We start from the raw sequence: 23,692 nt of genomic DNA, 5'->3' as shown, positions 1-23,692 counted from the left end.
TCAGAGAAGCGGGAAGCCGCCCGCCCATGCGTTCGCCGTCCGAATCCCCTGGAACAGCAGCACGACGCTCGCGGCCACGAGGGACCACTTGACGACCGTGCGTTTGGTGCCGGTGAGACCCTGGTTGACGAGGGCGTTGTACACGCCGTTGACCCCGTGGAACGTCGCGGTCACGAGGAACAGGATCATCAGCGAGTAGTAGCTCAACTGCTCCATCCGCGCCGAACTGGCCGCGAGCGAGACCTCGTCGGCGTGGTGGACGAAGTGGAGCAGGAAGAAGTGGAACGCTAACACGATCAGCAGAAACGCCGCCGTGACGCGCTGGAGCAGCCACATCCGACCGCCGGAGTTGAACGAGGAGTAGCGCTCCGCCATCTCAGAACGCCCCCGCGATGAAGGTCGGAACGGACGCGACGGTGATCGCTCCCGTGAGGATCAGCGACGCGTAGAAGCTCTTGTCCTGTGCCTCCAGCCCGACCCCGAGGTCGACGAGGAGGAGCCGGGTGCCGTTGAGCATGTGGAAGACGGCGACTGCGAGCAGGCCGACCTCCAGGATGCGCACCAAGAGTAGCCCTTCGAGGCTGACGATCGTCCCCGTGAACACGTCGGTTTCGGACCCCTGGAACATCATCGTCGCGCCGTCGGCTGCCGGGATCGCGGTACTCAACACGGCGATGTGGGTGAAGAGATAGCCTATCAGCACCCACCCCGTGAACTTATGGAAGATCCAGGCCCACATCCCCGCCTCGAACTCCCGCCAGCGGCTGAAGTCCTCGATGAGGCCTCGATTGTACGACTGGCTCATACCTAACGGTTCTGAACCGGGGTCGTATAGTAGTTACTAACACGGCGGGATCCACCCCGACGGATCCCCCTCCCGTGTCCGGGTGTGATCTGCCACCTCGTCGGCGTGATCTGCCACCTCGTCTGTATGTTACTCACTGCCCTGTCACTCACTACCGCGTCTGTGTGTCACCCGGGTCACGGCTTACCTTAGCAGGGCGATCCTGCTCGCGGAAGCCTTTTATGTGCTGCCCCCGGTCTTACGGATGCAATGGCGAAAGGCGAAGTTGACTTCTTCAACGACACTGGCGGCTACGGATTTATCGAGACTGACGACGCGGACGAAGACGTGTTCTTCCACATGGAGGACGTCGGCGGCCCGGACCTCGAAGAGGGTCAGGAAGTCGAGTTCGACATCGAGGAAGCGGACAAAGGTCCGCGCGCGACGAACGTCACCCGCCTGTAGATCCGGCGACGACGTTCAGTCAGGGTGTATCGGCTTTTCGACTGTTCTACACCGCTGAGCCGCTGCTCCGTCCGCCGTAGCGGCCGAGCGTTCCCCGACCGATAGGGATTTACTAACTGCTGACTGACCAGTCAGTCAATGAGCGAACAGCCGAGCGCGGCCGACGAGATCATGGACGGGGTCTACCGCGCGCTCCGCGCCCACGGCTACGCCGACGTGACGATGCAGGACATCGCCGACGAGTGCTCGAAGAGCAAGTCGCTGCTCCACTACCACTACGACACGAAGGAGGACCTGCTCGTCGCCTTCCTCGATCGCGTCATCACCGACTCGGAGCGGCGGATCGCGGCTCACGCCGACGACCCGCCCGCGGAACGGCTCGCGGGGTTCATCGGATGGTTCGTCTTCGAGCCCGGGGCGGTCGACCGCGAGGCGTTCCACATCGCGCTCCTCGAACTCCGCACGCAGGGGCCGTTCAACGAGCCGATCCGCGAACAGCTCGCCCGGAGCGACCGGCTGCTCCGCGGCACCGTCGTCGACATCCTCGAATCGGGCGTCGAGGAGGGCGTCTTCCGCGACGTCGACGTCGAGGAGACGGCGGCGCTGCTGGTCGCGACCCTCGACGGGGCGCGGACGCGACAGATCACGCTGAGTCGCGGGGCGAACGCTGACGACGGTAACGGTTTCGGCGACGACTCGGACGCGGACGGTTCGAACGCGGACGGTTCGGACGCGGACGGTTCGGACGCGGACGGTTCGGACGCGGACGGTTCCGGTCCCAGACCGAGCGACGACACGGACGGAGTCACCGAGATCGCCGAGCCGGATCCGACGTACACGCGGACGGTCGCGGAGGCGACGTTTCGGCGGATCGTCGAGCCACTGCTCGCTGAAGGTGCCGAGTCGCCGTCGCTCGAAGCGGGGATCGCGGCGATGGAGCCCGTCGACGAGGGCGGGAGCGAATGACCGGCAGTCGGAGGCGGGGTGACTGAGATGGGGCCGTTCGGGATCGACCGCCCGCCGACCGTGCTGCTCGCGGTGATCGCCAGCACCTTCTTCGTCGGCTTCGGCGGCGGGGTCGTCTTCCCGATCCTCCCGAACCTCGGCGCCGTCCTCGGCATCTCGGCGTTCATGGTCGGCGTGATCCTCTCCGCGAACCGGTGGGTGCGGCTCGTCGCGAACGCGCCGGCCGGCGCGCTGGTCGACAAGTACGGGACGCGCACGCCGTTCGTGATCGGGCTGTTCGTCGAGGGCGTCGCCACCCTCGGCTACGTCGTCGCGCTCGCGATGCCCCCCGCCGAGTCGCTCCGCCCCCTCGCGACCTCGCTGCCGACGCTCGCGGCCGGTCCGGTGACCGTCGGTCCCGAGGGGTGGTTCGCCGCGATCGCGGCGGCCGTCGCGCCCGAGACGTGGTTCCTGATCGCGCGGGTGCTCTGGGGCTTCGGCTCCGCCGCGGTGTTCGCGACCGCCTACACCATCGCCGCCGACCTCTCCGACAGCGGTTCTCGGGGGACGAACATGGGCGTCGTCCGCGGCGGGATCACGATGGGGTTCCCGGCCGGACTCGTGCTCGGCGGGATCGTCTCCGCGGTCGCGGGCAACGTCGCCGCGTTCGTCGTCGCCGCCGCGTTCGCGCTGACGGCCAGCGTCGTCGCTTATCGTTACGTCCCGGAGACGCACGTTGCGGGCGACCGCTCCGGGGACGCGATCAAGCCGTGGGACGTCGACACCGCGGTCCCCGCGCTGACCGTCGGGCTGGTCAATTTCGGGCTGATGTTCGCGTACATCGGCGCGTTGTTCTCCACGCTCGTGTTGTTCCTCGGCGCGAACGATATCTCCCTGCTGGGGCTCGCTCCGCAGGGAACCTCCGGACTGTTCATGGCTGGCACCGTCCTCTCGGCGTCCTTCTTCATGCTCGTCGGGGGGCGGATATCGGACACTCGTGACTCCAGAACGCCGATTCTGTTGACGTTCCTCGTGGTCTCGTTCGTCGGGTTCCTCCTGCTCGCCCGCGCGGGATCGGTGGTCTCGCTCGGGCTCGCCTGCGTCTTCATCGGCGCAGGACAGGGCGGGACGAGCGGCCCGATGATGGCCCTGCTCGCGGACCTGACTCCCGACGAGCGGATGGGCCGCGCGTCGGGGACGAACAACGTCCTCGGGGACGTTGGCGGCGGCCTCGGTCCGATGGTGTCGCTGCCGCTGATCGAGGCGGTCGGCTTCGCGCCCATCTACGCCGCCTGCGCGGTCCTCCCGCTCGCCGCGGGCGTCACGCTGCTCCTCGGCGTCCGCCGTGAGACCGGGACGTTCCTCCCCGGGCGCACCGCGGGGGAGACCGCCCCGAGCGAGGGGTCGGCTCCCGCGGATTCATAACCCGACCCCCGGCTGCCTGAGGCGCGAAGCGCCTCGCTGTCGCGAGGACAAACCGCCGATAAGCGAACGGACGGGCCTTGGAGAAGTTCACCACTCCCGAGCCCTTATAAGCGATCACCGAACCGGCCTCATTCCGCGAAGCGAAGTACCGACCGCCCCGAGCCCGATATCGGAAGTGTGCGAACCGCTAGCTCCCCCTGCCCGAAAGAACAACCGTTAAAAGTCGCCGTCGGGTTCGTACGGACATGGCTGGAACTATCGAAGCGCTCGTCCCCGGCGGGCAGGCCAATCCCGGTCCGCCGCTCGGTCCCGAGCTCGGGCCGACGCCCGTGGACGTTCAGGACGTCGTGTCGCAGATCAACGAGGAGACCGCCGCGTTCGACGGCATGGAAGTGCCCGTCACCATCGAGTACGACGACGACGGCTCCTTCACGATCGAGGTCGGCGTCCCGCCGACGGCCGAACTGATCAAAGACGAGGCCGGCTTCGAGACCGGCTCCGGCGAGCCCCAGGAGGACTTCGTCGCGGACATGTCGATCGACCAGGTGAAGAAGGTCGCCGAGCAGAAGTCGACCGACCTGCTCTCGTACGACGTGAAAAACGCCGCCAAGGAGGTCGGCGGCACCTGCGCCTCCCTCGGCGTCACCATCGAGGGAGAGGACGCCCGGACGTTCGACGACCGCGTCGACGCCGGCGATTACGACGACGTCCTCGAAGCGTAACGACGCGTTCCGACGCGACTCCGCGGTAACCCGCCGCGATTTCGATTTTTCCGTCGTGAGTTTCCCCGTACCGCTAGCGCGTCGCGTGCCGGTGCGGTTCTCCGGGCCTCCCGCCAGAGACCCCACCGCCTTTTTACTCGCGACGCGCCGAACCGCTACCATGCCCGATCTCCACCCCGTCGCGAAGCGGATCCACAACGTCCAACCCCGACCCGTTCGGCTCGCCCTCGACGACGGCGAGACCGGCGTCTTCGAGTTCTCCTCGACCGAGTTCTTCCAGCGGGAGTTCCGCGGCGAGGGCGTTCGCATCGACGCGGACGGCGACGCCGAGTTCCGCCTGATCACTTCGGACGACTACGAGTCCGTGCTGCTCGGGCGGTCGGGTCCGGAGGAGGAGGGGTGGACCGTGGTCGGCGAGGTCGTCGAGGCGGAGCGCGCCGAGGCGTGACCGTCGGGGACCGCGCTTCGATCCCTCGTCACCGAACGACGGTGACGGGGACCTCGGCGCGGCGGACCACGGCCTCGGCGACGCTCCCGAGGAGGACCCGAGAGAGCCCGGTCCGGCCCTGACTCGCCAGCACGACGTGGTCGAACGGTTCGCCGGGGTCGTTCCCCTCGCCGACCGGCTTCTCGCCGCCCGCCACGGCGAGGATCGTCGTCGTCGGTCGCCCGACCTCCAGCCGCGTCTCGACGTCGCGTTCGACCGCCCCGACCGCCTCGTTCAGGATCCGCTCGCCGCGCTGCTTGGCGCTCTCGTACCACTGATCGGCGGCGCCGGGGAACCCGCCCTCCGCGCCCGTCGCGGAGTCGGCGGGGTTGATCACGTGTAGCGCCGTCAGATCGGCGTCGGGCCACTCCGACGCCGCGAACTGGAGCGCCTCGGTCGCCTCCGTCGATCCGTCGACCGCAACGAGGATCCGTTTGGTCATGTCTGCGCTTCTCTCGCTCGGCGCAAAAAGGCGGCGGCGTCTCGTCAACTGTGCCGCGTCACGCACTCCGAGAGCCCGATCAGCTCGACGGGCTCGGAGTTGTCCGGCGAGTAGACCACCATCTGTCCCTTCTCCATGTACGGCACCTTCCCGGCGAGGTTGGCGGGGATGTTGACGCTGGAGATCGCGTCCTCGTCGCCGAGGTTCAAGACGATCTTGGTGTTGATCTGTTTGAACACCGACTCGGCCACGTCCTGGGGGTCCTGCGTGATCAGGAAGAGACCGAGCCGCTCCTTGCGACCCTGCTTGGCCGCCTCCGTGAACTTCTGGACGACCTTTCGGGCCTGCACCGTGTCGGCGTCGGCGAGGAAGTTGTGCGCCTCGTCCATGCCGATGAGGAGGGGCGTCTCCTCGATCCGGTCGCTGTCGGGGTCGTTCGAGAGCTTGTCGTCGACGAGCAGCCCCGCGACCGCGAGCACGACGATCTCCTTCTGTCTGGAGGTCGGGAGGTGGTACGTGGGAACCACCGAGAGCCCGCCCGGTCGAACGAGGGTGTGGTCCAGCTCGGTGATCGGCTTCGCGTCCTGGTCGAAGACGCCGCCGGGGACGCCGCGGACTCGGCGTTTGACGGCGTCGAACGTCGCCTCGTGGACCCGGCCGCTCTCGTCGAGCTCCTCTTTGAGCGCCGGGTCGTCGAGGTACGAGAGGAACTGGCTGTAGGTGCCCGAGTCGCCGTAGTCGCGGAAGAAGCGGTTCAGCAGGGTCAACAGGGCGGGGTACTGGTTCTCGTTGAGCCCGGAGCCGGCGACGAGCCACGGCATGTCCCGCGCCAGCGAGAAGGGGATCGTGAACTCAACGCGCTCCGCGCGGTGTCCCTCGCCCGGATACGTCGCGTTCGCGACCCGCGGCACCAGCGCGACGGTGTCGTCGTGACCGCCGTGCGCGATCCCCTCGCGGTCCAGCCGCCGGGCGAAGTCGGCGTCGAGGTCCGGGTTGTCGTCGTGCATCTGCGCGTACTCGTCCTGCGGGTCGAACTGGACGACCGCCATCCGCGACTCCCGCTCGTCGCCGGTCGGGTAGGTGCGGTCCGCGTCGAGGTACTGCCGGAGGACGTTCTTCGAGGCGTGGGTCTTCCCGGACCCGGTCCCGCCGGCGACGAGGGTGTGCCGGAACGCGAGCGGGTCGCCGTCGGCGTAGTCGTCCTTCACCCGGTAGTCGACCGTCGGGGGCTCCGCGGCCGTCCGCACCTTCTCACCGCCGACGGAGAGGTGACCAAGGAAGACGCCGTCCTCGGGGATCTTCAGCCCGGTCTTGATCTCGGCGTCGTCGGACGCCTCCTCGACGACCGCGCCGGGTTTGGGCACCCGGTCGGTCATCCGGCGTTTCATGTCGTCACCCTCGCCGTACACGACCGACATCGGCTCCAGCTCGGCCATGAACTTGTAGTCGCGCTCGGCGAAGTCGTCGCGGCGCATCTGCCGACGCGCGTGGATCTCGGTGGCGTCGTCCGACCGGAACTCCTGGGCGTACTCCAGCCCGGTGATCCGGCAGAACAGCCGCTCGCCGTCGGGGTACGGGATCAGGAGGTACTTCCCCAGCCGGACCGCCTCGCGGTTCCCCGTGGTGACGAACGCCCGCAGCGTCGTCTCCTCGGCCTCCTCGGCCACGCGGAGCCCCTGCGAGACGGAGACGACGCCGAGCCCCGTGTCCTCGCCGGTCGGCTCCACGCCGTACGCGGCGAATCCGTCGTCGGCCGGTCCTTCGCCGTCGGCCGGTCCTTCGCCGTCGGCGTCGGCGTCGGCCTCGGCTGCGCTACCGCCGTCGGTCGCGCCGCCGTCGTCGACCGTGTCGTCGTCACTACCCACGATACCACCGGACTCGGCGGTCGCGGAGTCGGCGGCGTCGGCGTCTCCGCCGCCGTCGCCCTCGTCGTCGCCGAACTCGGTGAAGTCCTCCAGCGTCATGGCGGACCCACCGCCTCCGACGCCGAAAGCGTTTCCCCCTCGTCGTCCGGCCCGGGCCGTCCTCGCGGGCCCCTTTTGAGTCTCCGGGCCGTATCGGTGACATGATACTCGTTCGCGGCAGCGGCGGCGGGACGGAGCTCACCGGCACGGTGTTCGAGCGCGGTGAGGAGCCGCCCGCCTACAAGGGAGCCCCCGACGAGGACGCCCCCTACGTCTGGGTGTGCGACTCCTTCTACGAGGTCGAGAGCGGCGGGTCCGCCCTGCTCGTCGACGGCGAGGAGATTCGGGTCGCCTTCGAGGAGCCGATGCCCCGCGGGTTCGACACCCGCGAGCAGGCGCTGACCGCGGCGAAAGAGCACGTCCGGACGCAGTTCGCCCGAATCGGCGTCGCTCCCGACGACGTCGAGGTCGAAGTGACGAAGGAGGATCCGGCCTGAGCGCGCGATCAGCCGGCGTCGTCGCCCCCCTCGCCGTCCTCGGGGTCGGAGACCCCGAGCGGGAGGGTCTCGCCGCGGGCGGCGTCGCCGTCGAGCCCCTCGTAGGCGTCGTCGATGAGCCGGGCCAGCTGCTCCTCCGGACTCACGCCGCGGGCGGCCGCGAGCGCCGCGAGCCGCTCGTACTGCTCGTCCGGCACCGACACCGTTCCCTCGTTCATACGCGCCGGTGCGACCCGGAAGTACAAAAGCGTTGTTCGGAACCCGACGCTACCGGCTCGTTTCGGGCCGGTTTCGCCGGGTGGCCCCCGACCCGCTCTCCCCGGGTAGGCCCAACTCTTCGAACCGCTCGAACAGTGCGTTCATCACCGTCGACTCCGCCCGAGAGAGGTGTTCCCACACGGTGGTGGATCCGAGGTCGAGCTCCCCGGCGACCTCCTTGACGCCGACGCCGACGCCGTGGTCGTAGTACCCCGTCGCGATGGCCGTCGCGAGCACCTCGCGCTGCCTGTCTGTGAGTCCGTTGAGAATCCCCGCTGCGGGCAGTCGCGGAGGGCGGTCGAGGTCGGCGAGCTCGACGTTGCGGGCGAGCTCGACTTCGTTTCCGCCGCGTTCGATCCCGCGGATCAGCCCCGAGAGGTCGTCGTCGGCCCGCAGGGACACCGTCCAGTGCTCGATCCCGCCGGAGATGGTCGTGCCCATTCGGTAGTGAACGCCGAGCCCCGCGAGCCGCTCGCCGATCCCCTCCCAGCCGGCGGTGTCGGTGGTCAGCGCGACGTACGCGTGACCGCCGTCGACCGGCGAGATCGGTTCCGTTGACATCACGGGGTCGGCGCGGCGGAACTCGGTCAGGAACGACTCGATCTCGGCGGTCGGCCCGCGGAACTCCACGATCCGCTTCCGCACCCCGCCCGAGCCGGTCATCGAGGAGACCGAGCGGAGCGTCACCTCCGGGTGTCGGGCGCTCACCTCCGACTCCGGGCCGCCCCGGTGGCGGACCCGCAACGTCACTTCGCGCATGGGTGACCGAGGTCGCCGGCGTTCAAACCGCTTCCGACGGCGCGCTTATTGTACCGCGCCGCCAAGGGAATCCCGAATGCCCGACCGACCCTCCGGCGGCGGAGAAGAGACGGAGCCGTCGATCGACCCGGAACAGACGACCGTCGACGCCGAGCGCGGTGTCGATGCCGGGGCGGCCGCCGGCGACGATGCCGGGCCGGCCGCCGGCGGCGATGTCGACGGCGAGGGGGCGACCGAGGTCGACGACGAGGTCCGGCGCCGCCTCCGGGAGGCCTACCTCAACGACGCGGATCGGGAGCTGATCGTGACCGGGGTGCGGTCGGCCGACGAGGAGGTCGTGGTGGAGTTCCGGACCCCGCACGGCGACGCGACCCACACCGAGCGGTTCCCCGCTCCGCGACACGGGTCGCTGGCGGAGTCGGAGGCGTTCCTCGCGTTCCTCGAAGCCGCCGGGGTCTCGCCGCTCGACGTCGACGAGGTCGTCGGCGCCCGCGTGCCGGCGACGTACGAGGGCGACGGGTGGCGGCTCGACGAGTCGTACCTGCCCGACGCCGCTACCGAGGCGCGCGACGGCGACGCGGAAAGGGGAACCACCGGTGAAAGCGACGCCGGCGGCCCGCGGTCGACGTTGGAACGGTCGAGGGAGTGGCTCTGGACGTACCGCTACTGGCTGTTCGCGGCGGCGCTGATCGGCGGCGAACTGCTGTTCGTGGCGCTCGTCATCGCGCTGTTCACCTGAGGCCTCCCGACGGCAGACCGCGTCGGCGGCCCGCTACTCCTCTTCGAGTATCTCGCCGGCCTCGTCCCGCTCGGCCTCCTCCACGTCGGCGCGCTTCCGGACGTCGACCCGGTAGTCGGTGAGGATGTCGCGACCGAGGAGGAGCGGGTACTCCATGTGCCCGCGGTCCTCGACGCTGGCGGTGACGGTGTGCTGGTTGCCGCCGATCCCGATCACGAGGTCGACGACGGGACGGGCCTTCCCGCCCTTCACGCTCCCCGACTTCACGCGCGTCATGCTCTTGATCGGGCCGGCGCCGATCTCGGCGGCGAGCTGGGTGTCGATGCTCGTTCGGGTCGCGCCCGTGTCCGACTTCGCGAGCGCCTGCGTGGAGCCGGAGGTGCCGGTGACGACGACCTCCTCGATGTAGCCGATCACCGGCTGTTCGGTCGGGGTCGGCTTCGGCATCGGCGCGCAGGAGGGCCGCGAGTCGTCGAGCGTCGCGGCGATGCGATCGACGTCGTCGCCGTCGACCTCGCCGCCGACCTCCTCGATCGCGAGCTTCGCGATGTGAGGGGCCGGGCTCGTGCCGGTGGCCTCGAAGAGCCCCTTGAACCCCGCCGTCGGGTTCACTTCGAGCACGTACCAGCCGTCGTACCCCTCGACCAGGTCGACGCCGGCGTAGTCGAGGTCCATCACGTCGGCCGCGTACAGCGCGGTCTCCGCGGCCTCGTCGGGCATGTCGTCGGTGGCGTCCTCGACCGCGCCGCCGAGCGCGACGTTGGTCCGCCAGTCGCCCTCGGGCGCGTAGCGGTACATGGAACCGATGATCTCGTCGCCGACGATGTACACGCGCAGGTCGCGGTGCTTCTCGTCGTCGCGGTCGATGAGCTTCTGGAGGAACGCCTGTCGGTTGCCGACCTTCGGGTTCACGCGCTCCGTGAGATCGACCTTCCACGTCCCGCCGCCGTGGGTGCCGATCGCGGTCTTGTACACGCCGACCTCGCCGAAGCGCTCGCGCCCCTCGTTGAGCCGGTCGTTCGACAGCGCGAGGAGCGCGTCGGGCACGCGGATGTTCCAGTCGGCGAGCGTCGCCGCCGTGGCGAACTTGTGGATCGACGCGAGCACGGCGTTCGGCTCGTTGAGCATCGGCCTGATGCGCTCGAACGTCGTCGCCAGCCCGAGCAGCTCCGCGGGCTGGTCGGTGTTCGAGAGCAGCAGCCGGTTCGCGATCACGTCGACCGCGGGCTCGACCGACACGTCGCCGTCGTCGACGCTGATGGCGGCGTTCTCCTCGCGGAGCCAGACGGGCTCGTGCCCGAGGTCCTCGACCGCGTTACAGATCGCCTTCGTCTCCTTGCTGTTGTGCAGCGAAAGCACTCCCACCCGTACTGGGTCCGAACTCATGCGAACACCTGCACAGGCATTCGTAAAAGGTCGACCGATCGGTGCCGTTCTCCGGAGCCCCGACCCGGGGGGCCGGAACGCCGCCGACCCGCGGGTCGCCATATATATACTCCCCGCCGTGCTCCGGTTTGGCATGAGCGACGATCGGATGTTCACGTACAACGGCGGCGCGGTGCCGCCGGGCGAGACGCAGAACATCCGCTACGGAATCAGCGAGACGTACCTCGGCGACCCGGTCCGGATCCCCGTGACGATCGTCAACGGCGAGCGCGACGGCCCCACCGCGTTCCTCACGGCGGCCGCCCACGGCGACGAACTCAACGGTATCGAGGTCGTCCGCGAGGTCGCCCACGAGTGGGACCTCTCGGCGCTCGCGGGCACGCTCGTCTGTCTCCCCGTGCTCAACGTTCCCGGCTTCATCGCCCAGCAGCGCTACCTCCCCGTCTACGACCGCGACCTGAACCGGTCGTTCCCCGGGAAGGCGGGCTCGACCAGTTCGAAGCGGATGGCCCACCAGATCTACGAGAACTTCATCGCGCCCTGCGACTTCGGGCTCGACTTCCACACCTCCACCCGCGGCCGGACGAACATGCTCCACGTCCGCGGCGACATGACCGACGACGGCGTTCACCGCCTCGCGCTCGCGTTCGGCTCGAAGGTTGTCATCGACAGCGACGGCCCGAGCGGCACCCTCCGCGGCGAGGCGACGGACGACGGCATCCCGACGATCACGATCGAGATGGGGGAGGCGCACCGCTTCCAGCGCCCCCTCATCGACGACGCGCTCGCCGGCGTGCGCTCCGTCTTCGCCGAGTACGGGCTGCTCGACACCGACACGGTGCGCTGGCCCGGCTGGCGGACGATCGTCGCCGGCACGGGCGAGAAGACGTGGCTCCGGGCGGACTCGGGCGGCATCGTCGACACGCACTTCGAGAGCGGCTCGCTCGTCCGCGAGGGCGAGCGGATCGCGACGATCACCAACCCGTTCAAGAAAGACGAGGTCGCGATCGAAGCGCCCTTCACCGGGCTGCTGATCGGCCTCCTGGAGAACCCGGTCGTCTACCCCGGAAACCCGCTGTGTCACCTCGTCGAGATCGACGAGTCGACCAGACGGGCGATCGAGGCCGGCGACGCGCCCAAGCCCGTGGGACAGCCGACCGCGACCGACTGAGGGAAGACCCGATCGGTCCCGGGTGCGGTCGGGCCCTACCGCCGATCCGACCGCTCCCGGAACCCGAGCGCCGCCGCGGCCAGCACCGCGAAGAAGCCGCCGAGGAACGCGAGCGGCTGGACCGCGATCCGCTGGGCGACGACGGCGCCGGGCTCGCGCTCGACGGTCCGGGTCCAGAACTCGTAGCGCTCGCCCTCGTACTCGACCACGAGGAGCCCGTCGCCCAGCGTCGGCTCGGCGGGGTACGACAGCGAGTCGACGCGCTCGTCCGGTTCCTCGACGCCGAAGCCGGCCTCCGCGTCGAGCGCGCGGTCGAACGCCGCCCGGGCTTCGGAGTCGAGGTCTGCGTAGTCGACGACGCCGTCGGCGGTCTCGTTCCCCGCCTCGGGCGCGTCGACACCCGCCACGGGCGACCCGCTCTCGACCGGCTGGACGGTGTGAGTGTACGCGGGGTCGGGTTCGCCGATCGGAACCGGGAGGTACAGCGGGTTCGCCATCAGGAGGACGCCGACGGCGACGAGGCCGGCGACGGCGAGCCGGGTGCGCATGGGCGGGGCTTCGGCGGGGGAGGATTTGAGGCTTTCCGCGGGGAGCGGGGCGCGCGGAGCGGTTCCCGTCTACTCGAGAGGTGTCATAGAACGGTTTACACACCTCAGTGACCGATCCGTGAATCGCTCAATACAGAGCGTCTGTGCAGCATAGTATCGATCTGCAACTGATTCAAACCGTGCTATTTGACAACGCTAGTTAATTTTTCGGCACCCATTTACAGGATGTCGACTTCCTCGCCAGAGTTTATCACTCCGGTTTCGATCCTGCCCGTTGCGACCTTATCGCCCTTCGATAGCTCTCCGGCACCAGCGAGATGGACGAGCGGTGCGTCCAGTGCTGCTACAGTCAGCTTTTCCGCCCCCATCCCGAGGATGTAAACTTCCTCGCCACCGCCGTCAGCCATCTGCTCGTCGTTGTCTCCCTCGAGGATACCATTTAGGGGGCCTGGCATCATCCCAGAGTCAGCGACAGATTCGGGGGTCCCACTGACCAAAGCCGAGCCGAACCGACTCCGGTCGCGGGAGAACTGCTCGACGATGCGGCCGTCGTAGTCGTCGCTCCCGATGTCCTCCGGGGTCACGCTCGCGACTTCGGTCGGCCCCTCCGCGAACAGGAGCGTCACCGAATCCTCGAAGAGCGCGCCCTCGTCGAGGACCCATCCGCCGGCGAAGACGATCTGGTCGTCGTTACGGATCCGCTCAAGGTAGAACAGCCCAGGCAATGGAGTCGGGCTGTCTTCGGGCGTCGCGGTGACGGGACAGACCAGCGTCGGGCTTACCGGCGTCGGGCTTACCGAACCGTCGCCGCCGGAGTCACCCGACGACACATTATCTCCCGGCATCACCATGTCTCTGTCTTCGCCCAGGATGATCTCACCCGTGACATCTCCGGACGCGAGGAAGACGCGTTTCCCGTCGGTGTCGGCCGACGCCGCCGCGGCACTGACGACGGCGCCGCCCTCAGTACCGTAGCCGACGATGGCCCGGTTCTCGGTGGTGTAGGTGTCCAGTTCCGCAGAGAGGATGTTCTGGCGGGCGACGTCCTCGTGGAGCGAGATGGGGCCGTCGAGTTCGATATAGTCGTCGGTGTAATCGAAGCAGCACACCGGGTCATATCGGTTGTTGAACGGCGTCCGTCGCCCGTCTGGTTCGTACGAGGACGCGAAGTACGCCAGCACGTGGTCCAGTGTGAGAACCTCGGCCAGCGAGCCACGGTCGCCCGGGAGACTGGCGTCGGGCAGACACACAGTGAACGACTCGCCGATGGTCGGCGCGTCTCCCAGATACTCGATGATATCGATGAACCGCGGCCGGCCCGGGTAGCGCTCGACGAGTTCGTCGTCGAGGCGTTCGATATCGCCGAGGACGATTTCCTCGACACCTTCGAGTTCCCGCTTTGCAGCGGTCCAGTCCCCCTCGTCGACGGCTCCGCGGGCGATCCGGATCCCCTGGACTCGACCATCCGAGTTCTCCCGGACAGTCCCACAGACGTCCGTTTCACACTCGTCGAGTGCCGGTCGGAGTGCCTTCGTGGTCGCGTTGATGAACGCGTCGAACGCTTCTCTGGCCGCGGTCGGGTCTTCTCGATCCACGGCAGCCTGTGCGGTCGTGACGTGACCGAGCAACGCCAGTTCGACGTCGTGAATCGCTTCGAGGACGTCTCCATCCCCATCATCGTCGTCCTCGTCGTCGGGTCCGGCCCACCACTCGAATTTGTTCGAGCGCGAGGAGTTGTAGTCCTGGGCGCGACCGAGAGCACTCCCTTTGATTATGGGCGTATTGTCGCCTTCGTAGTCCGGTGCCTTCGTCACCGCGCTGGTCGACCAACCTTCGAGTTCGATCGACTGGGAGTCCGCTCGGACCGTCGCCGGGACGTGCTGGACCTCGGCCGGACCATTGCTGAAGAACTGAGTCCCGTTACTATTCGTCTGCTCGCTAGTACTACTGGCCGACCCATCCGAGGGCGGCCGTCCTGCGTAGAACGCCGCCGGTGCGGACACCGTCGTCCCGACCACTAGGTCGCCTGCACTGTCTAACAGGCCATCGAGCGCGGAACACCCAGCTAACCCACCGAGTGCGACAGCCCCACCCGCTGCGAGGAGCGCTCTGCGGGTCGCTAGCGGAGTACTACTGGCAGTATCCAACGGCTCAACATCTGCACGACGTTTCTCACTCATTATTAATATTATAATTGACACTAGTATTTAAGTTAGTATTATCATACATTCGACTGAGCATGACGGATCGAAGACTTCTCTAGTTCGATTCGGCACACGAAATCGTTTCCCGTGATCGCGTTCCGAACGAGAGACACTCTCTGCAAGATACGCAGGTCAATTCTGACGGCTGATTCACCTAATCACGGGTGAAATCAAACCCTTGCGAATAGTTCTGAGACACCCTCGTCTACTTGAGGTCTCCCAACTACTCGATGTCCGGCGCCTTCTCACCGGCGGGGACGACGATCTCCAGCCAGTTCTCCTCGGGCGGAAGCGGGCAGGAGAACGTCTCGCTGTACGCGCAGAAGGGGCTGTACGCGAGGTTGAAGTCGATCGTCACCGCGTCGCCGTCGGCGAGGTCGCCGTCCGGCTCAAGCTCCATGTACCGCCCGTTGCGGTACGTCTGCTGGCCCGTCGTCTTGTCGCGGAAGGGGACGAAGACCGCGCCGTCGTCGCCCTCCTGCCGGTACCCCGCGAGGGTGTGTTCCTCGCCGTCGACCTCGAACGCGAAGGTGACGATCCGGAGGTATCGGACGGGGTTGCTCGCGGTGGTCTCCATCTCGACCGGTTCGGGGTCGTCGTGGACGGTGACGGTCGCCTCGACCCGGTAGTCGGGGTTCGGCGCGAAGTAGTCGAGGCCGTCGAAGTCGTCGCGGTGCTCGGGCGGGATCGGCGACTGCGGGTGTTCGGCGAAAAAGTCGTCCTTCTCGCGGCGGTTCGCGCGGAGGCGCTCGGCGTAGTCGTCGGTCATGTCCGAGTCGAGGGTCGCCGGGGGTTTCAGGGTCGCGGTCCGGGGGCGGATCGCCGACGAGGCCAACCCCCCTGCGGCGACCGCCTCAGAGCGCCTGCAGGTCGGCCAAGCAGTCGTCCAGATCGCGAGTGGAGGTCGCCAGCGAGAACCCGTCGACGCGGGCGAGGTCGGCGGCGTGGTCCCACAGGTCGCCGTCCTCGATCCCGTGGAGCACGACCGCGTTCGGCGTCGGGCTCACGACGCGCAGCGCGACCAGCGGCGACTCGCCGCGCGTGACGCGGGTGAACACGAGCGCGCGGTTCGTCGACTGGCCGTACAGCCGGTAGAACTCCTCGCTCGACAGGCGGGTGATCGCCTCGATCGAGTTGATGACGGTGTGGCCGTTGACGTGGTCCTGCTCGCCGCGCACGATCTCCGTCGCGCCCATCGCCTCGTAGAACTCTTCGAGGGGAACCGCCGTCGAGTACTCCCGGAGGTCGTGGACGATGTCGCTCTCGAACCCGGCGGAGAGCACGCGCGCGTACTGTCGGAGCCGCCCGCCGCCGCGCCGCTCGTCGATGTCCAGGAGCCCCTCGACGGTCCGCCGGACGACGCCGATCCCCGGGCTCTCCCGGCGCCCGCTCTCGTAGTCCGAGACGACCGACGAGGAGACGTCGAGCTGGTCGGCCAGCTCGGTCTGGGAGACGTCGAAGTCGGTCCGCCACTTCCGCAGCGTCGCTCCGGGGTCGTCGCTGAGCGTTATCTCACCGGCGATCCGGCGAGAGAGCTCCTCGCGTGCGTCGCTCATGACGCGATCCGAGAACGGAACGCCGCAAAAGACTATCGAAAACGGGGTTCGTCGAACGTCGACAGCTGGCCGAGAACACGCCGTCGTGCGACCTCACTCCACCGTCAGCGAGTAGACGATGACGCCGAACCCGACCGCTGTCAGCAGGCTGTTGATCGCGATCCCGACGGCCAGGCTCGACCCGATGATCTGGTGGGAGACGCCGCCGATCAGCGCCCCGACGGTGACGATGCCGAAGCCGATGCCGAGCGCCCGAAGCGAGGGATCGCCGGTCCGGCCGTACGCCCGGAGCGCGTAGTAGGTGATGCTGCCACCGAGCGCTAGGATGGCGGTCTTTGCGACGATGACGAACAGATTGATGTACGTATTCATGTTTCCTCGCGGAGCTCCGACCACAGGTCGGCCAGTCGTTCGTCCCGGGTGCGCTCCGGACGGGTGAAGTCGACCTCGAACTCGCGGTCGTCCTCCTCGTCGATCGAGACGGTGACCGTCTCGAACGAGACCGAGTAGCGGGTCGTGTGCTGCCCGTCGCGGCGGATGTCCGTCGACTCCGACAGCAGGGACGCGTCGGTGAGCAACTCCAGCTTCCGGTAGGTCGTCGACAGGGGGATGTCGCACTCCTCCGAGATGTCGCTGGCAGTCTTCGGCTCGGAGAGCGCGGTCACGATCCGCCGTGCGTCGTCGTCTGCGAGCGCGTCCAACACGTCGCCTACCGACGGCGGATCCTCCTCGCGCGACGAGTCCCGCACCATACGTGTCCGTTCGACTGCCGGGACTTAAAGCATCGAACTTCGTCTCGCGGCGCCGCGGAACGCGCCCCGTTTTTGTGGGTGGGCGGCGTACGACGGTTCCATGGACTCGTGGAAGCGGCGGGTCGCCGGGTACTCGGCGTTCGTCCTCTTCGTGCTGGTCTTCACCGCGGTCGTCTACCGCTACGGGATGCGGGTGTACGAGGGGGACCCGCGGACGATGATCGAGGCGCTGCGCTTCTCGGTCGAGATGTTCACGACCACCGGATTCGGCGGGGACTCGCCGTGGGAGAGCCAGCAGTTGAACGCGTTTATCGCGGTGATGGACCTGGTCGGCATGGTGCTCCTGATCGGCGCGCTGCCGGTCGTGGTGACGCCGCTCTTGGAGGAGGCGTTCTCGACGACGGTTCCCAGGTCCCTGGACGAGGATCTGTCCGGTCACGTCGTCGTCTGTTCGGACACCTCGCGGTCGGCGGCGCTCATCGAGGAGTTCGACTCGCACGCGATCCCGTACGTGTTCGTCGAGCCGGACGACGAGAGAGCGGTGCGGCTCCACGAGGCAGGGCGGACCGTGGTCCGCGCGGACCCGGAGTCGACGGCGGGGCTGGCGGCCGCGAACCTCACCGACGCGCGGGCGCTGGTGACGGACCTGTCCGACCAGGTCGACGCGAGTATCGTGCTCGCCGCGAAAGAGCTGGACCCGGAGATACGGGTCATCAGCGTCGTGGAGAATCCCGAGCGCGAGCGCTACCACCGGCTCGCCGGCGCCGACGAGGTGCTCTCGCCGCGGTCGCTGCTCGGCGAGAGCCTCGCCGCGAAGGTGACGACCGCCCTGCAGACGGACCTGGGCGAGGCGGTCGTGATCGGCGACTCGCTCCAACTCGCGGAGGTGTCGGTCCCGCACGGGAGCTCGCTCGCCGGGTCGACGCTCGCCGACAGCGGGATCCGCGAGCGCGCCGGCGTCAACGTGATCGGAGCGTGGTTCAACGGTGAGTTCGATGCGGCGCCCCCGCCGGACGCGACGCTGTCGGCCGGGACGGTCCTGCTCGTCTCCGGACGGTCGGACCAGTTGGAGCGGCTCGTCGAGCTGACGAACTCCGCCAGGCGGCGGTTCGGCGCCGGAGAGACCGTGGTGGTCGGGTACGGACAGGTCGGTCGAAGCGTCGCCGAGTCGGTCGCGGACGCCGACCTGTCCGTCACGGTCGTGGACCGGGAGGACGCCGAGGGCGTCGACGTGGTCGGTGACGCGACCGATCCGGAGACGCTGCGCGACGCCGGGGTCGAGACGGCACAGACGGTCGTGCTCGCGCTGCCGGACGACACCACGACGGAGTTCGCGACGCTCGTGATCCGCGATCTGGCGCCGAACACGCAGGTGCTCGCTCGCGTCGAGGAGGCCGCGAGCGTCCGGAAGATGCACCGGGCGGGCGCCGACTACGTGCTCTCGCTCGCCACCGTCACCGGGCGGCTGTCCGCCTCGACCGTCATCGAGGACCGCGACGTGCTCTCGCTCAACCAGCAGATCGAGGTCGTCAGGAGCCGCGTCTCCAGGCTGGCCGGGAAGACGATCGGCCGGGCGGATGTCCGCGAGGCGACCGGCTGTACCATCATCGCGATCGAGCGCGGCGACGAGACCGTGACCGAGATCGGCCCCGACACGCGGATCGAGCCGGACGACGAGCTCGTCGTCGTCGGCACCGACGAGGGTATCCGGGAGTTCGAGCGCCGGTTCGTCTGACCGATCCCCGGGCGGCAAGTCGGGGGTGTCCGCCCCGCCTCGCCGTCGGTCTCGGCGGGCTCGACGCCGGAGCAAGTCGAACGCTTCAAGTATTCGCTGGCTGTTCGTCCCTGTATGAAAGACCAGGGACGCTCCACGCGCAAGCGGACGGGCGGTCGACTCAAGCACGCCTCGAACAAGAAGCGCCACCAGCTCGGCCGCGAACCGGCCGAGACGACCGTCGGCGAGACGCGGGTCCAGTACATCGACTCCCGCGGCAACGAGAAGAAGGTCCGCGCGCTCTCGACGAACGTCGCGCAGGTCGCCGACGGCGACGAGGTCAGCGAGGCCGAGATCGAGAACGTCTCCGACAACCCCTCGAACGTCAACTACGCCCGCCGAAACATCATCACCAAGGGCGCCGTCATCGAGACGTCCGCGGGCCGCGCCCGCGTCACCTCGCGTCCCGGCCAGACCGGGCAGGTCAACGCGGTCCTCCTCGACTGAACGGCTTTCCGCTCCCTCACGACCGACCGCTTTCTGAACCTATTTACCTGTTCGAGACGACGAGCGACGCGTGTATCTCGGCGTCGACGAAGCCGGCAAGGGTCCCGTGCTCGGACCGATGGTCGCCGCGGCGGTGCTCGCCGACCCCTCGGACCTCCCGAGCGACGCCGACGACTCGAAGCGGATCGCCCCGTCTCGCCGCGAGTCGATCGACGCCGCCATCCGGGAGGCCGCCGACGTCGCGGTCGGCGTCGCGTTCGTCGAACCCGCCGAGATCGACCGGCCGGACACGGACATGAACACCCTCACCGTGCGCGGCCAGGCCCGGGCGGTTCGGGCCGCGCTCGACGGCGGCGTCGCAGTCGGCCTCAACGGGCCGGTCCGCGTCGTCGCCGACGCGGGTGACACCAGCGAGGCGCGGTTCGCCCGGCGGCTCGGCGAGTTTATCGCCGATCGGGACACCAACGCCGGCGATCCCGGCCTCCCAACCGTCGACGTGTCCGCCGCCCACGGTGCCGACGAAGACGATCCGGTCGTGGGCGCCGCGAGCGTCGTCGCCAAGGTGGCGCGCGACCGGCGAATGGCGGACATCGACGCCGACTACCCCGCGTACGACGGGCTCGGCAGCGGCTATCCGAGCGATCCGACGACGCGGGACTTCCTTCGAGCGTACGTCGACGATCACGGCGATGTTCCCGACTGCGCGCGGCGCACGTGGGCGACCTGCGAGGACGCGCTGGCGGCCGCCGAGCAGTCCGGGTTGGACGAGTTCTAGCGAGAGAGACGGCCCCTCTGATCCCCCTTCGCCCTACACTACCCCGGCAGCCGCCGTACTCACGGCCTCGATGAACGTCTCCCAGACGGAGAAGTCGGTGAGGATCGAGAGCACGGTGTCGGCGCCGAAGAAGGCGAACAGCGCCGCGGACGCGAGATGCGCCCGGCGCATGTCGAACCGGTGGGCGAAGGTGTGGAAGAAGTACGCGTTCGCGAGGCTGATCGGGATGATCGCCAGCATCTCGCCCAGCCAGATGGCGGAGGTCGCGCCGTACTGGACGGCCAATCCGATCGTCACCAGCTGGGTCTTGTCGCCGAACTCGCCGGTGGCCATGAGCACGAAGATCGGGAGGAAGCCGCCGAACGAGCCGGCGTATCGCTCGAGCGGCCTCGGAAGCGTCACAGATTCCAACGCGTCGAGGGTCGCGTCGTTCGGCTCCGGGGTCGACTCGGTCGCTTCCGGGCCATCGTCGTCCCCGTCGACGGCGATCCGTTCCGGCTCCCGGTCCGGCATCGACCGGTACAGCAGGTACGCGAACACGAAGAACAGCGTCGCGGTCACTGCGTCGAGCGCGACGCCCGGGAGCGCCGCCTGCAGGGCTTGGCCGAAGGCGATCTCCACCGCGGTCCAGCCGGCGAACGCCGATCCCGCGGCCGCGACGACCACCTTCGGGTCGTACCGAGTCGACAGCGCGGCGATCATGAACTGCACCTTCTCGCCCGGCAGCACCGCGAGCTGCGCGACGAACGCGACGATCAGTATCTCCGAGTAGGCTGTCATACGTTTCGGTCTCCGTTTTGAGTGGTGCAGGCTGGCCCGAGCGAGCCCGCTCGCGCGACGGCTGTCGCCCCGATTGACGTGTCAGCCGAGCTCCGGGGTTCGAGTCGGCCGTCCGTCGACATGGACGATTTAGAGGAGTCTAAAATAATAATTTGTCGTCTTCCTTTTCACTCTACATAAACCGGGTGAGCCGGCGTCCCGCGCCGCCTCACCGGATCGTCAGCAGGCGACGCAGGATGTCGCCGTACGCGGGACGGGTGATCAGGACGCCGATCAGGACGCCGAGGATGGTGAAGATCGCGAACCCTGACAGGTCGCCGAGCGACAGCACCATCAGCGGCGACATCGCGATGATCGTGGTCGCGGCGGCCGCGCCGATCACCCAGAAGGCGCGCCGGAACCGGGAGTTGAACACCTTCCGAGAGTTCACCTCGCCCTCGCTCATCACCTCGTCGGCGATGATCACGAGGTCGTCGACCCCCGTTCCGACGACCGCGATGAAGCCGGCGATCACGGCCAGCTCGAGCGGGTAACTCAACAGCGCGGCGATTCCGAGCAGCGCGTACACCTCCGCGAGCGCCGTGACGATCATCGGGAGCGCCACCGCGGGCTCGCGGTAGCGCAGGAACACCATCCCGGCGACCGCGAAGACGGCGAGGATCCCGGTCACCAGCGAGTAGGTCTTGTAGTTCTCACCCTGCGTCGCCGAGATGGACCGGGAGGTCCCCTGCCCGCTGATGTCGAGCTCGGCCGGGAGCGCGCCGGCGCGCAGGTTGATCGAGATCTGCTCGGCCTCGCTGAACTCGCTCGTCGTCAGCCGGAAGCCGCCGTCGGTGGCCCAGCCCCCGCTCGCCATGCTGTCCGCGAGTTCCGCGTCCATCCCGAACGAGTTGACGACCTCGCCGTCGACGGTGAGCAGGAGGCACGGGTTGCGCTCGCCTGAGAGGGAGCCGTTGGCGTACCGGCACTGGTCCTGGTTGGAGTTGTACGCCGAGGCGAACCCGCGGTCGTCGACGGCCTGCTGGAAGCTATGGGCCGGCGACTGCTCGCCCTCCGGCGCGGTGTTCCGGACCGTCACCGGCACGTACGCGCCGGTGCCTCGATCGGCCTGAGCGGCGGTGCCGATGTCCTCGAAGTCGTCTTGGATCAGGACCTCCTCTTGGATCGCCGTCCCGTTCTCTGTCGCGTACGCGATGTCGATCTGGACGGTCCCGCGCTCTTCGAGGAGCTCGATCACGTCTTCCCGTCCCTCGCCGGGGACCTCGACGAGGATGAAGTACTCGCCGGTGAGCGACTGGACCTGCTGGACGCTCCCGCCGGAGAGGCCCGCCTCGTTGATCTTGCTCGTGATGACCTCCTGTGCGATGTCGCGGGTCTCCTGCGTGACGCCGGAGCGGATGTCCTCGTAGGCGTACCCCGAGGCGTCCATCGCCGCGCGGAACTCTGACTCGGTGACCGTCGGGTTCGTCACTTCGACCGCGTTCTCCTCGGGGACCGCCCCGATGTCCCGTGCGGAAGCGTTCTCCAGCTCGGCCGCGACCGCGCGCGCGACCTCGTCCGGCTGGTCGCCCCCGAAGTCGACCTCGGTGGCGGTGTAGCCGATGAGGGGGGCTCGGACCCGCGTCCCGCCCGCCAGATCGAGCCCGTACTGGAGGTTCGTGACGCCCTGTTGGGCCTCGGAGACGTTCTCTCCGGGCGCGGTCTGCGGGCCGAACTGCGGCGCAAACAGCGCCACGGTCGCGCCGAGCACGACGACGACCAACAGCAGGATCCGCCAGTTGTTCTTGATCGGTTCGAGCATTAGCGCTTCACCCCCTCGAACTTGTACCAGCGAAGCAGCGAGACGTTCAGCAGGTACGTGTTCATCAGGTCGGCACAGAGGCCGACCGAGAGGATGATCCCGATGTTCCGGAGCAGGTCGACGCCGAACAGCGCCGCGACGATCGCCATCACGATCATCGCCGCCATCGACGTGAGCGTCATCGTCACCCCGGTCCGCATCGCGCGGTTCACCGACTCGTAGAACTCACCGGTCCGGCGTAACACGGAGTTGTTCAACAGGATGTCGGAGTCGACGCTGTACCCGATGATCATCAGGAGCGCCGCGATCGTCCCGAGCGTCATCTGGATCCCGAGGAGGTTCATCACCGCAATGGGGACCACCAGGTCGGAGAACGCCGACGCGACGACCGCGAGCGACGGGACGAACGTCCGGAACATCGCGAACACGAGGACGCTCATCCCGAGGAAGGCGAGCGCGACGCCGATGATCGCGGTCCGAGCCGTGTCGGACGCGAAGCTGGGTGACACCTGGTCGATCGCGTTCGTGGACAGCCCGGCCTCCTCGGCCTGTGTCGACAGGTCGTTGGCCAAGCCCTCCGGGTCCTCGTCGGCCGCTCGGAACGTCACCACGTACACGTCGTCCGCGGGGATCGATCGGACCGAGTCGGGCTGCCGGTCGAACGCGGTCTCGATCTGCTGTTCTACGTCGCCGCCGTCGTCGGCGATCCGGAGCTCCACGCCGCCCGTGAACTCCAACCCGAGATTCGCCGGCGCGCCGGTGACGAGGAACCACCCGCCGATGATCGCGAGAGCGAGAACGAGGACCGCGAGCGGGATCGCCACGAGCTGCCGGTTCGAGTACTCGGTGTAGTTGACCTCCGGTACCTCGATCGCTACCATAAATACCGCTTCCTGCGCGGGCGCGAATAAGCCTTCTTACTCATCCCTCGTACCTTCTTACTCATCCCTCGTACTCGTCTACGGTGTCGCCGCCACCCGCGATTCGCTCTCCCTCATCACACCGTCGACCGGTCGAACGACGGCGCGTCCCGCCGCAACGAATTAGCGTCCCGACCCCGTACCGTGACGT

Annotated in this window: 27 protein-coding genes; 11 read left to right on the top strand and 16 right to left on the bottom strand. The window is 68.2% G+C overall.

Features of this window, described 5'->3' with window-relative positions; translation table 11 throughout:
* Together C471_RS03695 and sdhC are read right to left on the bottom strand one after the other, a co-directional pair.
* Window positions 1–375 carry a succinate dehydrogenase subunit D gene (locus tag C471_RS03695; RefSeq protein WP_004046661.1) on the bottom strand — a complete coding sequence of 125 codons (375 nt, stop codon included), beginning with the start codon at window positions 373–375 and terminating at the stop codon, window positions 1–3.
* Between the two features lies 1 nt (window position 376).
* Window positions 377–805 (bottom strand): succinate dehydrogenase, cytochrome b556 subunit, encoded by a 429-nt coding sequence (gene sdhC, locus C471_RS03690; RefSeq protein WP_004046660.1) that lies wholly within the window; start codon window positions 803–805, stop codon window positions 377–379.
* Between the two features lie 249 nt (window positions 806–1,054).
* Here sdhC and C471_RS03685 point away from each other — a divergent pair, with 249 nt between their 5' ends.
* From C471_RS03685 to C471_RS03665, 5 genes are all read left to right on the top strand, one after another.
* The gene (locus tag C471_RS03685; protein ID WP_004046659.1) at window positions 1,055–1,249 is read left to right on the top strand and encodes a cold-shock protein; all 195 of its coding nucleotides are present in this window, start codon (window positions 1,055–1,057) and stop codon (window positions 1,247–1,249) included.
* A 138-nt stretch (window positions 1,250–1,387) separates the two neighbouring features.
* On the top strand, window positions 1,388–2,215 hold the full coding sequence (locus C471_RS03680; protein ID WP_004046658.1) for a TetR/AcrR family transcriptional regulator: 828 nt from the start codon (window positions 1,388–1,390) through the stop codon (window positions 2,213–2,215).
* A gap of 27 nt (window positions 2,216–2,242) precedes the next feature.
* Window positions 2,243–3,619 carry an MFS transporter gene (locus tag C471_RS03675; protein ID WP_004046657.1) on the top strand — a complete coding sequence of 459 codons (1,377 nt, stop codon included), beginning with the start codon at window positions 2,243–2,245 and terminating at the stop codon, window positions 3,617–3,619.
* A 245-nt stretch (window positions 3,620–3,864) separates the two neighbouring features.
* Window positions 3,865–4,341 (top strand): 50S ribosomal protein L11, encoded by a 477-nt coding sequence (locus C471_RS03670; RefSeq protein WP_004046656.1) that lies wholly within the window; start codon window positions 3,865–3,867, stop codon window positions 4,339–4,341.
* A 160-nt stretch (window positions 4,342–4,501) separates the two neighbouring features.
* Window positions 4,502–4,789 carry a hypothetical protein gene (locus C471_RS03665; RefSeq protein ID WP_004046655.1) on the top strand — a complete coding sequence of 96 codons (288 nt, stop codon included), beginning with the start codon at window positions 4,502–4,504 and terminating at the stop codon, window positions 4,787–4,789.
* Window positions 4,790–4,817: 28 nt separating this feature from the next.
* Here C471_RS03665 and C471_RS03660 read toward each other — a convergent pair whose 3' ends face one another.
* Together C471_RS03660 and C471_RS03655 are read right to left on the bottom strand one after the other, a co-directional pair.
* Window positions 4,818–5,270 (bottom strand): universal stress protein, encoded by a 453-nt coding sequence (locus tag C471_RS03660; protein WP_004046654.1) that lies wholly within the window; start codon window positions 5,268–5,270, stop codon window positions 4,818–4,820.
* A gap of 44 nt (window positions 5,271–5,314) precedes the next feature.
* Complete coding sequence (locus C471_RS03655; RefSeq protein WP_004046653.1) at window positions 5,315–7,234, bottom strand: ATP-binding protein; 1,920 nt, start codon at window positions 7,232–7,234, stop codon at window positions 5,315–5,317.
* Between the two features lie 101 nt (window positions 7,235–7,335).
* On the opposite strand from C471_RS03655, the gene C471_RS03650 reads away from it, so the two are divergent.
* Entirely contained in the window at window positions 7,336–7,671 is a 336-nt protein-coding gene (locus C471_RS03650; RefSeq protein ID WP_004046652.1) for a DUF7113 family protein, read from the top strand.
* A gap of 8 nt (window positions 7,672–7,679) precedes the next feature.
* Here the strand turns inward: C471_RS03650 and C471_RS03645 are convergent, their stop codons facing one another.
* Window positions 7,680–7,889, bottom strand: coding sequence for a ribbon-helix-helix protein, CopG family (locus C471_RS03645; RefSeq protein WP_004046651.1), 210 nt, complete (start codon window positions 7,887–7,889; stop codon window positions 7,680–7,682).
* Between the two features lie 49 nt (window positions 7,890–7,938).
* A complete protein-coding gene (locus C471_RS03640; protein ID WP_004046650.1) occupies window positions 7,939–8,688 on the bottom strand; it encodes a helix-turn-helix domain-containing protein in 750 nt (249 codons plus the stop codon).
* A gap of 76 nt (window positions 8,689–8,764) precedes the next feature.
* Between C471_RS03640 and C471_RS03635 the strand changes: the two genes are divergently transcribed.
* A complete protein-coding gene (locus C471_RS03635; protein WP_004046649.1) occupies window positions 8,765–9,427 on the top strand; it encodes a hypothetical protein in 663 nt (220 codons plus the stop codon).
* A gap of 33 nt (window positions 9,428–9,460) precedes the next feature.
* On the opposite strand, the gene C471_RS03630 is transcribed toward C471_RS03635, so the two are convergent.
* Complete coding sequence (locus C471_RS03630) at window positions 9,461–10,813, bottom strand: putative ATP-dependent zinc protease (protein ID WP_193366106.1); 1,353 nt, start codon at window positions 10,811–10,813, stop codon at window positions 9,461–9,463.
* A gap of 133 nt (window positions 10,814–10,946) precedes the next feature.
* On the opposite strand from C471_RS03630, the gene C471_RS03625 reads away from it, so the two are divergent.
* The gene (locus C471_RS03625; protein ID WP_004046645.1) at window positions 10,947–11,984 is read left to right on the top strand and encodes a succinylglutamate desuccinylase/aspartoacylase family protein; all 1,038 of its coding nucleotides are present in this window, start codon (window positions 10,947–10,949) and stop codon (window positions 11,982–11,984) included.
* A gap of 35 nt (window positions 11,985–12,019) precedes the next feature.
* Here C471_RS03625 and C471_RS03620 read toward each other — a convergent pair whose 3' ends face one another.
* The 6 genes from C471_RS03620 to C471_RS03595 all read right to left on the bottom strand — a co-directional run bounded on the left by C471_RS03620 (window position 12,020) and on the right by C471_RS03595 (window position 17,044).
* Window positions 12,020–12,532, bottom strand: a complete 513-nt coding sequence (locus tag C471_RS03620) for a hypothetical protein (RefSeq protein WP_004046643.1) — start codon at window positions 12,530–12,532, stop codon at window positions 12,020–12,022.
* A 218-nt stretch (window positions 12,533–12,750) separates the two neighbouring features.
* Window positions 12,751–14,346, bottom strand: coding sequence for a hypothetical protein (locus C471_RS03615; protein WP_004046638.1), 1,596 nt, complete (start codon window positions 14,344–14,346; stop codon window positions 12,751–12,753).
* A gap of 613 nt (window positions 14,347–14,959) precedes the next feature.
* On the bottom strand, window positions 14,960–15,505 hold the full coding sequence (locus tag C471_RS03610; RefSeq protein ID WP_049908950.1) for a DUF1684 domain-containing protein: 546 nt from the start codon (window positions 15,503–15,505) through the stop codon (window positions 14,960–14,962).
* An 85-nt stretch (window positions 15,506–15,590) separates the two neighbouring features.
* Complete coding sequence (locus tag C471_RS03605) at window positions 15,591–16,292, bottom strand: helix-turn-helix domain-containing protein (RefSeq protein WP_004046634.1); 702 nt, start codon at window positions 16,290–16,292, stop codon at window positions 15,591–15,593.
* 93 nt (window positions 16,293–16,385) lie between these two features.
* Complete coding sequence (locus C471_RS03600) at window positions 16,386–16,664, bottom strand: DUF7521 family protein (protein ID WP_004046633.1); 279 nt, start codon at window positions 16,662–16,664, stop codon at window positions 16,386–16,388.
* Window positions 16,661–17,044, bottom strand: coding sequence for an ArsR/SmtB family transcription factor (locus tag C471_RS03595; RefSeq protein ID WP_004046631.1), 384 nt, complete (start codon window positions 17,042–17,044; stop codon window positions 16,661–16,663). Before C471_RS03595 ends, C471_RS03600 begins: the two co-directional genes overlap by 4 nt.
* Before the next feature lie 100 nt (window positions 17,045–17,144).
* Here C471_RS03595 and C471_RS03590 point away from each other — a divergent pair, with 100 nt between their 5' ends.
* From C471_RS03590 to rnhB, 3 genes are all read left to right on the top strand, one after another.
* The gene (locus C471_RS03590) at window positions 17,145–18,779 is read left to right on the top strand and encodes a potassium channel family protein (protein WP_004046630.1); all 1,635 of its coding nucleotides are present in this window, start codon (window positions 17,145–17,147) and stop codon (window positions 18,777–18,779) included.
* 114 nt (window positions 18,780–18,893) lie between these two features.
* Window positions 18,894–19,265 (top strand): 30S ribosomal protein S8e, encoded by a 372-nt coding sequence (locus tag C471_RS03585; RefSeq protein WP_004046628.1) that lies wholly within the window; start codon window positions 18,894–18,896, stop codon window positions 19,263–19,265.
* A 70-nt stretch (window positions 19,266–19,335) separates the two neighbouring features.
* Complete coding sequence (rnhB, locus tag C471_RS03580) at window positions 19,336–20,040, top strand: ribonuclease HII (protein WP_004046626.1); 705 nt, start codon at window positions 19,336–19,338, stop codon at window positions 20,038–20,040.
* A 33-nt stretch (window positions 20,041–20,073) separates the two neighbouring features.
* On the opposite strand, the gene C471_RS03575 is transcribed toward rnhB, so the two are convergent.
* The 3 genes from C471_RS03575 to secF all read right to left on the bottom strand — a co-directional run bounded on the left by C471_RS03575 (window position 20,074) and on the right by secF (window position 23,502).
* Window positions 20,074–20,820: a TMEM165/GDT1 family protein gene (locus C471_RS03575; RefSeq protein ID WP_004046624.1), complete on the bottom strand. Its 747-nt coding sequence runs from the start codon at window positions 20,818–20,820 to the stop codon at window positions 20,074–20,076.
* Window positions 20,821–21,028: 208 nt separating this feature from the next.
* Entirely contained in the window at window positions 21,029–22,621 is a 1,593-nt protein-coding gene (locus C471_RS03570; protein ID WP_004046622.1) for a preprotein translocase subunit SecD, read from the bottom strand.
* Window positions 22,621–23,502, bottom strand: a complete 882-nt coding sequence (gene secF, locus C471_RS03565) for a protein translocase subunit SecF (protein ID WP_004046621.1) — start codon at window positions 23,500–23,502, stop codon at window positions 22,621–22,623. The genes C471_RS03570 and secF overlap by 1 nt, the downstream gene beginning before the upstream one ends.
* Window positions 23,503–23,692 lie beyond the last annotated feature (190 nt).

The organism is Halorubrum saccharovorum DSM 1137 (assembly GCF_000337915.1).
In the GTDB taxonomy this organism is placed as follows: domain Archaea; phylum Halobacteriota; class Halobacteria; order Halobacteriales; family Haloferacaceae; genus Halorubrum; species Halorubrum saccharovorum.
Note: the sequence above shows the minus strand (reverse complement) of the source record. Positions and strands in the feature narration are given on the sequence as shown.